The 9,567-nt window shown below is 61.8% G+C and carries 8 protein-coding genes and 1 pseudogene; 3 read left to right on the top strand and 6 right to left on the bottom strand.

Annotated elements, in window-relative coordinates; translation table 11 throughout:
• Positions 1-185: 185 nt before the first annotated feature.
• The 5 genes from BHC62_RS25085 to BHC62_RS25065 all read right to left on the bottom strand — a co-directional run bounded on the left by BHC62_RS25085 (position 186) and on the right by BHC62_RS25065 (position 4,954).
• Positions 186-410, bottom strand: coding sequence for an MbtH family protein (locus BHC62_RS25085; RefSeq protein WP_029298158.1), 225 nt, complete (start codon positions 408-410; stop codon positions 186-188).
• A gap of 79 nt (positions 411-489) precedes the next feature.
• Positions 490-1,902 (bottom strand): aspartate aminotransferase family protein, encoded by a 1,413-nt coding sequence (locus tag BHC62_RS25080; protein ID WP_029298156.1) that lies wholly within the window; start codon positions 1,900-1,902, stop codon positions 490-492.
• 155 nt (positions 1,903-2,057) lie between these two features.
• Positions 2,058-2,831, bottom strand: coding sequence for an N-acetylmuramoyl-L-alanine amidase (locus BHC62_RS25075; RefSeq protein WP_029298154.1), 774 nt, complete (start codon positions 2,829-2,831; stop codon positions 2,058-2,060).
• 123 nt (positions 2,832-2,954) lie between these two features.
• Positions 2,955-4,274 (bottom strand): ATP-binding protein, encoded by a 1,320-nt coding sequence (locus BHC62_RS25070; RefSeq protein ID WP_029298152.1) that lies wholly within the window; start codon positions 4,272-4,274, stop codon positions 2,955-2,957.
• On the bottom strand, positions 4,274-4,954 hold the full coding sequence (locus BHC62_RS25065; protein ID WP_029298151.1) for a response regulator: 681 nt from the start codon (positions 4,952-4,954) through the stop codon (positions 4,274-4,276). Before BHC62_RS25065 ends, BHC62_RS25070 begins: the two co-directional genes overlap by 1 nt.
• Before the next feature lie 171 nt (positions 4,955-5,125).
• Between BHC62_RS25065 and dsbD the strand changes: the two genes are divergently transcribed.
• The 3 genes from dsbD to dsbG are packed head-to-tail and all read left to right on the top strand — an operon-like array spanning position 5,126 to position 8,462.
• Positions 5,126-6,856, top strand: a complete 1,731-nt coding sequence (dsbD, locus tag BHC62_RS25060; RefSeq protein ID WP_029298149.1) for a protein-disulfide reductase DsbD — start codon at positions 5,126-5,128, stop codon at positions 6,854-6,856.
• Positions 6,856-7,725, top strand: a complete 870-nt coding sequence (locus BHC62_RS25055; RefSeq protein WP_029298147.1) for a TlpA disulfide reductase family protein — start codon at positions 6,856-6,858, stop codon at positions 7,723-7,725. Before dsbD ends, BHC62_RS25055 begins: the two co-directional genes overlap by 1 nt.
• A complete protein-coding gene (gene dsbG / locus BHC62_RS25050) occupies positions 7,701-8,462 on the top strand; it encodes a thiol:disulfide interchange protein DsbG (RefSeq protein ID WP_070996546.1) in 762 nt (253 codons plus the stop codon). The genes BHC62_RS25055 and dsbG overlap by 25 nt, the downstream gene beginning before the upstream one ends.
• Before the next feature lie 113 nt (positions 8,463-8,575).
• Here dsbG and BHC62_RS28670 read toward each other — a convergent pair.
• Positions 8,576-9,567 (bottom strand): annotated as a pseudogene (locus BHC62_RS28670) (hypothetical protein); the annotation flags it as partial.

Raw genomic sequence — 9,567 nt, 5'->3', positions numbered from 1 at the left:
GCGTTTTGCTTACTTTTGCGCTGTTCAAAAGTGAGCCGCCGTAAGGGCGGAACCCATGGCCGCCGTTACCGCAGCAATGGATATGCCCCCTACATCAGCGCAAAACCCAGAGCCCAGAAGTATCAGAGAGTTGTGTAGATACTCATGGCCATCGCGGGCAAGCCCGCTCCCACATTTGTTTGCGTTCAGCCAGCGATTGCCTGGGCATCCATCTTCTGGCGCAGGCTCAACGGCCGCATATCAGTCCACACCTCTTCGATGTAGGCCAGGCACTCTTTCTTCATCCCGCTTTTACCCACGGTGCGCCAGCCTTCTGGCACGGCTTTGTAGTCGGGCCAGATGGAATACTGTTCTTCATGGTTGACCACCACCTGGAACAGGATGTCTTCGCGGTCAAATACTGAGGTCATTGCGGTTCTCCGTCACTCAAAGGCTGCCACGCACTGCGCGTGGCTGATGTATGTAGGAACGTACGACAGCAGCGGAAAATTAGAGACTTGCCACGGCTGCCGCCAGCGCCCGCCCAAAGATCTCTGCCACCCGGTCGATTTGTGCGGCGGTGATGACCAGAGGGGGAAGGAAACGCACCACGCTGCCATGGCGCCCGCCCAGCTCCAGGATCAAACCACGCTTGAGGCATTCACGCTGTACCAGCGGCGCCAATTGCCGATGGACCGGCGGGTGGCCCTGGACGTCGGGCGTGCCGCTCGGGTTGACCAGTTCCACCCCGAGCATCAGGCCACGCCCGCGAATGTCCCCCAGTTGCGGGAAGTCGCGCTGCAGGATGCGCAGGTGCTCAGCCAGGCGCTCCCCCATGGCCGCCGCATGATCAGCGACGTTGTGTTCCTTGAGGTAGCGCATCACTGCCGAACCCGCCGCCATGGCCATCTGATTACCACGGAAGGTGCCGGCATGGGCGCCCGGCAGCCAGGTGTCGAGCCACTCGCGATACACCACCACCGCCAGCGGCAGACTGCCACCAATGGCTTTGGACAGCACCACCACATCCGGGACAATGCCCGCATGCTCAAAGGCAAACATCTTGCCGGTGCGGCCAAAACCGCTCTGGATCTCATCGACAATCAGCGCCACACCGGCCTGCTCGGTAATCCGCCGCAGGCCGCGCAGCCAGTCGAGGTCGGCCGGAATCACACCGCCCTCGCCCTGCACCACTTCGACGATCACTGCCGCCGGCAGCAATACGCCCGCTTCCGGATCGGTGAGCAGGTTTTCCAGGTAATGCAGGTTGACCTTGACCCCTTCTGCCCCGCCCAGGCCGAACGGGCAGCGGTAGTCATAGGGGAATGGCAAAAACTGCACACCGTTGGACAGCAAGGCACCCAACGGTTTTTTCGGCCCCAGGCTGCCCATCAGGCTCAACGCGCCCTGGCTCATGCCGTGATAACCGCCCTGGAACGACAACACCGTGCTGCGCCCCGTGGCGGTACGCACCAGTTTCAGCGCAGCCTCCACCGCATCGGTGCCGGTGGGGCCGCAAAACTGGATCTTTGCCTCACGCGCCAGTTCAGCGGGTAGCAGGCCGAACAGGTCTTGCACAAACTGATCCTTGACCGGCGTGGTCAAGTCCAGGGTATGCAGGGGCAACTCGTCCAGCAGCACCTGTTGGATCGCCTCGATCACCACCGGGTGGTTATGCCCCAGCGCCAATGTACCGGCCCCGGCCAGGCAGTCGATAAAGCTGCGGCCTTCAACGTCCTCGACATAAATACCCTTGGCCCGCTTGAGCGCCAGGGGAATGCGCCGGGGGTAGCTGCGCGCATTGGACTCCTGCTGCCGCTGGCGGGCCAGCAGCGGTGATTCATCGAACTGGTAAAGCGTTTCTGCTGGAGTCGGGCTGGCCGATGCCAGCGAATCCTCAATGCGACTGGTAGCGACTGACATCTCTAGATCCCTCAATACGCTGATGATGGTGACCAAACTGCCAACCCGTTGACGTCTGGCCCCCAAAGGGCGTGCGCACGGATTTCCTGTTCTGGAAACGCATCAGCGGCGTGGGGATTTACACCAATGCCTGCGAAAAACCGGCAAATGACCGGTCACTCACCGGCACTGGTGTACTTTTCATTCAGCGCATAAAGAATCGCGCAGGTCTCGATATCCAGTTGTCCGCGATAGTCGGCGGGCCGAAAGTGCATCTGGAAGGCGCGCACCCGCTGCTGGAACGCCAGGCGGTTTTTCGCCGGGGCGTAGCCGTAGCGCTGGAAGGCCCTTTCGATCTCCACTTCCTGCGGCAACCCCATGCGAAAGCGCCGCTCATAGGCCCCCTTGGCGCCTTCATCAAACCAGGCGCCAATGCCCGCCTTGAACAAACCCTGCCAGGGCAACTGTGGCCCGGGGTCACTTTTGCGCCAGAACGCCACATCCGCATGGCCGACGATATCGGTGGCGCCTATCTGCGGATGACGCGCGCAAATGTCGTGGATCAGCGCGATCAGTACCTCGACTTGCTCCGGATCATAGGCTGGGAAGGTAAATACCCCCTCATCATCGCGGGCCAGGTTAACGATCTCGATGCCGATGGAGCGACTGTTGACGTTATCGCGGCCCGCCCAATGACTGGCTCCCGCATGCCAGGCGCGCTGGTGCTCACCCACCAGCTGGAACACCCGCAGCTCGTCGTAGCCGGCGTTGCGATAGCTGGCCTCGTGGGGATCGGGCAACAGGTAATGGGCACTGACACCCTGCTGGGTCAGGGTACGCAGGGAGCAGGCAAAGGGCGCGGCGGTGTAATGCACAACCAACTGGCGCACGGCTTCGCCATTGCGCTGATTAAAATCCTGGGCGGGATAAGTGGAATCGATGACCAACATAGGCGCTGTCCTTTTCAATACAGGCTGAGTCATTCAGCCGGCAAACCTACAAACACAAAAATTACCGCCATCCTGAAGCGTCGGGCCTGAGGATGGCGGTAGTTACGTGTATGCAAGGAAGGATCAGCGCCGCAATGGCATACCGAGTTCGACGCGCAGGCCGTCGGGCTGGCTGTCAAAGGCCAGGGAACAGGAACAGCGCTGGACAATCGCCTGCACGATGGCCAGGCCCAGGCCACAACCGCCGCTGTTGCCATTGCGCCAGAAACGCTGGGTCAGGTGTTGCAGGTCTTCGCTGGAGATCGGCGCGCCATGGTCGCGCACGCGGAACACGACTTGATTGCCCTGGGTGAACACGCTCAGCTCCACCCGTGTATCGGCCGGAGTATGGCGCAGGGCGTTATCCAACAAATTGCGCAACGCGGCAACCGCCAGGCCCACGGGCATTTCCACCGGGTCCTGGGGCAGGTTGTCGGGCAGGATCAGGTCGATGCGCCGATTATCCCCGGCGTTGGCGTCCTGGATCGCCAGGCGTGCCACTTGCTCGGCGCTGGACTGCAAGCCGTCATCAAACGACAGGCTGCCCTCGACCCGCGCCAGCAGCAGCAATTGCTCAAGGGTGCGATGCAGGCGGTCGGCGCCCTCCTCGGCGTGGGCCAGGGACTGGTCGCGGGCGGCGCCTTCGGTCATGCGCGCCACTTGTAGATGGGTCTTGATCGCCGTGAGGGGGCTGCGCAACTCATGGGCGGCATCGCCGGTCAGCCGGCGCTCACGCTCGATGGTCTTGGCGATGCGTTGCAGCAGTTGGTTCTGGGTGTCGAGCAACGGCTTGAGCTCGCTGGGCAACGGATGAATCTGCAACGGCTCAAGGGAGTCGGCGCTGCGCCGCATCAAGGCATCGCGCATGCGGTTGAGCGGCACCAGGCTCTGGCCGATCCCCAGCCACAACAGGCACAGGCAGCCCAACAGGGCCACGCCCACCGGTACCGAGGCTGCCAACAGGATCGACATGTTCAGCGCCTCGCGCTCCACCTGGCGGTCGGCGGTGGTGATAAACAGATCGCCCCGGGCCAGGGTAAAGGTGCGCCAGGCGGCACCGTCGATGATCTGGTCGCGAAAACCGCTCTGCCGAGACTCCAACCCCTGGTCCGGGGTGGTGTGGCTACGGGCCAGGACTTCGCCACGCAACGAACTGACCTGGCACGCCATGCCACCGGGCACATTCAATTGCTCAGCACCAAAGCGCTTGCCCTCGCCGACGCTGGCCAGGCCCGGCATCTGCTCCATCAGCCCGGCCACCATACGCGCCGAGGCCACCAGCCGCTGGTCCAGGGAAAACATCATCTGGTTACGCAGGTCGTTGAGCATCCAGGCCGCCGCCAGCACCCAGATCAACACAAAAGCGGCGCCCAGCTTGAATGTCAGGCGCAGGCGCAGGCTCATCACGAGGCGTCATCTCCAGCATCCGCCGGGCCCAGGCGATAGCCCAGGCCGCGCACGGTCTCGACAATGCCGTTGCCCAACTTACGGCGCAGGTGGTGGATATGCACGTTCAAGGCGTTGCTTTCCAGCTCATCGTTGAAGCCATAGACGCTGTCTTTGAGTTGCTCGCTGGACAGCACGCGGCCACGGTTGTGCAGCAGTGCCTGCAGCAACGCCTGTTCGCGACGGGAAAGGTCCACCGGCTTGCCGCCCAGCAGCGTTTCCCGGCTGCTGGGGCTGTAACTCAGGCGGCCATGTTCGATCAGGTCGACGCTACGCCCAGCCACCCGGCGCAGCAGGGTCTGCAGGCGGGCGGCCAATTCGCGCAGGTCGAAAGGCTTGAGCAGATAATCGTCGGCGCCGGCTTGCAGGCCGTCGACGCGGTTGGTCACCGAATCCCGTGCGGTGAGGATCAGCACCGGAATTTCCAGGCCTGCACTGCGCTGTTGCTGCAACAGTTTGAGGCCGTCCTCATCGGGCAGGCCGAGGTCCAGCACCATGATGTCGAACTGCGCTGCCTTGAGCATCGCCCGGGCGGCAGCTGCCGTGCCCACGCGCTCGACGGTAAAGCCCTGGGCACCAAGACCGGCAACGATGCCACTGGCGATCAGTTCATCGTCTTCACAGACCAGTACGTGCATGGTGAGCCCTTTGCAAAAGTGCTGATTTAAAGGATGGCGGATTAAGCGCGCATTATGCCGCTAAAAGATGCACGCTCAGATAATCCCTACACTCTAGAATAGCCCGGTTAATCATCGGTTAATCAGCGCCACACATTGTGTGCCCCACTTGCATCGAACTAAGGCTTGACCATGCGGCATCTGTTTATCTTCCTGCTGGTGTTGTTCACTGGATTGGCCCAGGCCGCGCCTGGCAACAATCCATTCGAGACCCAACCTGAATTCCTCCCGGTGGGCAAGGCCTTCACCTTTACTTCCGAGCGCCTGGCTTCCGGTGAAACCCAGCTGTATTGGCAGATTGCCGACGGTTATTACCTTTACCAGCAACGCATGAAGTTCGACGGCCTGGCCCAACAGCCGGTGCTGCCGCAAGGCGAAGCCCACAGCGATGAGTTCTTTGGCGAACAGCAAGTGTATCGCCAGGGCCTGGAAGTGAAACTCCCGGCCGACGCCACCGGCCAGGTCAAGCTGGGCTGGCAGGGCTGTGCCGATGCCGGCCTGTGCTACCCGCCACAATCGATCACCGTGGACCTGGGCGGCAACCCCGCCGTGGCGGCCACCGCCGAGGCCCAGGATCAGAGCCTGGCCAGTGGCCTGCAACAACGCAGCCTGGGTTGGAGCCTGCTGGTGTTCTTCGGCTTGGGCCTGTTGCTGGCATTTGCCCCTTGCTCGCTGCCGATGCTGCCAATCCTCGCCGGCCTGGTGGTGGGCAGCGGCGCCAGCCCACGCCGTGGTTTTGCCTTGGCCAGCAGTTATGTGGTGTGCATGGCCTTGGTCTATGCCGCACTTGGCGTAATGGCCGCGCTGGCCGGCAGCAACCTCGCCGCCCTGCTGCAAACCCCCTGGATTCTGGGCAGCTTCGCCGCATTGTTCGTGATCCTGGCCCTGCCGATGTTCGGTTTCTTCGAACTGCAATTGCCGGCCTTCCTGCGTGACCGCCTGGACAACGTCACCCGCAAGCAAAGCGGCGGCAGCCTGGTCGGGGCCGGCGTACTCGGCGCCTTGTCCGGCCTGCTGGTGGGCCCGTGCATGACCGCGCCCCTGGCCGGCGCCCTGCTGTACATCGCACAAAGCGGCAACGCCCTGCACGGTGGCCTGATTCTGTTTGCCATGGGCATCGGTATCGGCGTGCCATTGCTGCTGCTGGTGACCGTGGGCAACCGCTTCCTGCCCAAGCCGGGTACGTGGATGAATGTGCTCAAGGGCATCTTCGGCTTCCTGTTCCTTGCCACCGCCGTCTTAATGATTCGCCCGGTGATCGACGAAAGCCTGTGGCTGGGTCTGTGGGGCGTGCTGGCGCTGGTCATGGCCTACTGCGGCTGGAGCCTGGCCCGCGAATATGGGTTGGCGGCCAAGGTACTGGGCGCAGGCTCCCTGGTCCTGGGGCTGTGGGGCGCGATCCTGGTCGTAGGTGCCGCTGGAGGCAGCGATGACCTGTGGCAGCCGCTGAAGGTCTTCGGCGGTTCGCCGGCCGCCAGCGCGCCGACGGCCCATGACGCTTTCACCACGATCAACGACCCGGCGGCCCTGCAAGCCCAGCTAGACAGCGCCAAGGCCCAGGGCCAATGGGTGCTGCTGGACTATTACGCCGACTGGTGCGTGTCGTGCAAGATCATGGAAAAACAGGTGTTCGGCAAACCCGAAGTGATGGCTGCACTCAAGGACGTGCGCCTGCTGCGCCTGGACGTGACTGCCGACAACGCCGCCAGCCGCGAACTGCTGGGCCGCTACAAAGTCCCCGGGCCACCCAGTTTTGTGTGGATCGGCCCCGAGGGTGAAGAGCGCCGCGCCCAGCGCATCACCGGCGAAGTGGATGCCGCAGCCTTCCTGCAACGCTGGACCCAGACCCGGGACGCACGCTGATGCTGACCTTGACCATCGGCACCTTCGCCATCGCCCTCAACCACCTGCTGCTGATCAGTGCGCTGATCCTCGCCACGCTGGTGGGCTGGCGCGTGGCCAAGCGTGGCGGCGAGAACCCCGAATCGGTGCTGTTCAGCCTGTTCCTGCTGGGCATGCTCAGTGCGCGGGTCAGCTTTGTCCTGATGTATTGGGCCTATTACCGCGACGATCCCCTGCAAATCGTCGACCTGCGCGACGGCGGCTTTCTCGCCTGGCCCGGCGTCATCGCCCTGTTGCTCGGCGCCCTGCTCTGGGGCTGGCGGCGCCCGGCCCTGCGCAAGCCGTTGAGCGCCGGGGTCATCACCGGCCTGGCGTTCTGGGCGCTGGCCAGTTTCTCCCTGAACATCTACGAAAAAGGCACCCGCCTGCCCGACATCGCCCTGCGCAATGCCGATGGCGAAACCGTGCAACTGGCCGACTATCAGGGCGGCCCGCTGGTCATCAACCTGTGGGCCACCTGGTGCCCGCCCTGCCGGCGAGAAATGCCAGTCCTGGAAAACGCTCAGAAGCAACGGCCTGACGTGACCTTCCTGTTCGTCAACCAGGCCGAAAGCATGCAGAGCGTCAGCACCTACCTGGCCACCCAGGGCCTGAACCTGGACAACGTACTGTTCGATGCCAGTGGTCGTCTCGGCCAGGCGGTGGGCTCCATGGCCCTGCCCACTACCCTGTTCTATCAACCCGACGGGCGTCTTATCAACAGCCACCTGGGTGAGTTGTCCCAGGCCAGCCTGGCCCGCGCCATGGAATCTTTCGCCCCCACGGACTCGACCGCCGCCCAGCCGGCCCCAACAAGGAAACCCCTATGCCCCGCCTCCGCCACTTGCTGACCCTGTTGCCCCTGACCCTCGCCGCCAGCCTCGTACACGCTGAAGAATGGCCCGCACCGATCAAACAGATCGAAGCCAAAGGCGCCAAGATCATCGGCAGCTTCGACGCACCAGGCGGCCTCAAGGGGTATGCCGCGCAGTACCAGAACCGCGGCATGGCGCTGTACCTGACCGCCGATGGCCAACACGTGCTCGCCGGCAACCTGTACGACGCCAAGGGCAACGACCTGAGCACCGCGCCCCTGGAAAAACTGGTCTACGCGCCAATGGCCAAGGAAATCTGGGCCAAGATGGAACGGAGCAGCTGGATCCAGGACGGCGATAAAAACGCACCGCGCACCGTCTACCTGTTCAGCGATCCCAACTGCCCGTACTGCAACATGTTCTGGGAACAGGCACGGCCCTGGGTCAAGGCCGGCAAGGTACAGTTGCGGCACATCATGGTCGGAATCATCCGCGAGGACAGCCCCGGCAAGTCCGCGGCGCTACTGGCCAGCAAAGACACAGCCCAGGCCCTGCAAGAGCATGAGTCTGCGGGTAAAGCCAGCAAGCTCAAGGCGTTGGCCAAGATCCCGGCCGAGATCCAGGCCAAGCTCGATGCCAACATGAAGTTGATGGATGAATTGGAGTTGTCGGCCACCCCGGCGATTTTCTATCTGGATGACAAGGGGCAGCTCCAGCAACAGCAAGGGGCGCCGTCGCCGGATAAGTTGGGGAAGATCCTGGGAGCCAAATAATTCAGGCTGGGCGCAGACAAGACCTTCAAACATAGAAAAGGGGCAACGGCCCACTACTTAGCGGTCGTGCCCCCCCCATTTCTAGCCGCCCTTTCTACAGGGCGGCTAGAAACTCAATGCCGATAAACTTCCCCACTATGCCAGATAGTCAGAGAATCAATTGCTCCATGTAAAACACTCAAAACGTCAATCCGGACAACCGTAGCTCCATCCTCTACCTGAAAATCGACCCATGTTCTTGGCGCTACATCTCGAACGCCAAGTAGCTGGTTACTTTCATCAAAAAAACTGAATTTGGCACTGTCGACACCTTTACTCGAGTAACCAAACCTGACTCGCACACACCTGAATTTGAGTTTCAGCTGTGCCAACTGAAGCGCATTACTGCTACCACATCGTAATGCCAATGCCTTGCCCTCAATCATTCCCTCCACGAGTTCTGCGGCAGTCCTGACCTGATGAAGCCCAATTCCAGGAAACGATGACCTAGGCAGTTCAAAGTCGAGCAAACGAGTACTGATTACACTGCCTGCCTCCAAGAACTCTTGGAGCGGGTAGCTCTCAAAGTCGTCAAATTCAATCATGAGAGTGGCACGAATGGTCAACTCCAGTATTGGAAACACTACCGCGTGATCTGCATGTCTACTGCCATCGGTCGTTACCTTGCAGGTAAACACTAATTGGCTGAGGTCCTTCAAGAGTGCAAGTTCAGACCGCTTAAGGACTTGCTTCAACCCGGTGCTCAACTCATCTCCCATCACCCCCTTACCCAAGTAAACCTCAAGGGTGTAGGTGCTACCATCGCTGCGGGTCCCGACACCCCGCAGCCAGACTTTCTGATCGAGCAAGATGAACCACCAGGGCTCAACGGTGATATCCGCATCCCCGGCAAAGGAGCGCAGATCCAAAATATTGTTGGTGGCCTGTGGCACCACCGGGGACGGCAAACGCACTGGCACGCTGATCTGTAGACGCAAGGCCTGGGAGGACGCCAACTTGCAAGGGCTGGTAACGGTGTACACGATCAGCACCGTTCTGCCCGCATCTTGAATCACCGCTTCACGGGGGATCGCGAAATCGACATAGCCTGGCTCGTTGTTACCGG

Source organism: Pseudomonas sp. 06C 126, assembly GCF_001855215.1.
Classification (GTDB): Bacteria; Pseudomonadota; Gammaproteobacteria; order Pseudomonadales; family Pseudomonadaceae; genus Aquipseudomonas; species Aquipseudomonas proteolytica.
This window is presented reverse-complemented; position numbering and strand designations above follow the sequence as displayed.

What these genes read in the sequence shown, in the direction of transcription:
- BHC62_RS25085 (WP_029298158.1), bottom strand. Translation starts at nt 410, where the DNA reads ATGACCTCAGTATTTGACCGCGAAGACATCCTGTTCCAGGTGGTGGTC.
- BHC62_RS25080 (WP_029298156.1), bottom strand. Translation starts at nt 1,902, where the DNA reads ATGTCAGTCGCTACCAGTCGCATTGAGGATTCGCTGGCATCGGCCAGC.
- BHC62_RS25075 (WP_029298154.1), bottom strand. Translation starts at nt 2,831, where the DNA reads ATGTTGGTCATCGATTCCACTTATCCCGCCCAGGATTTTAATCAGCGC.
- BHC62_RS25070 (WP_029298152.1), bottom strand. Translation starts at nt 4,274, where the DNA reads ATGAGCCTGCGCCTGCGCCTGACATTCAAGCTGGGCGCCGCTTTTGTG.
- BHC62_RS25065 (WP_029298151.1), bottom strand. Translation starts at nt 4,954, where the DNA reads ATGCACGTACTGGTCTGTGAAGACGATGAACTGATCGCCAGTGGCATC.
- dsbD (WP_029298149.1), top strand. Translation starts at nt 5,126, where the DNA reads ATGCGGCATCTGTTTATCTTCCTGCTGGTGTTGTTCACTGGATTGGCC.
- BHC62_RS25055 (WP_029298147.1), top strand. Translation starts at nt 6,856, where the DNA reads ATGCTGACCTTGACCATCGGCACCTTCGCCATCGCCCTCAACCACCTG.
- dsbG (WP_070996546.1), top strand. Translation starts at nt 7,701, where the DNA reads ATGCCCCGCCTCCGCCACTTGCTGACCCTGTTGCCCCTGACCCTCGCC.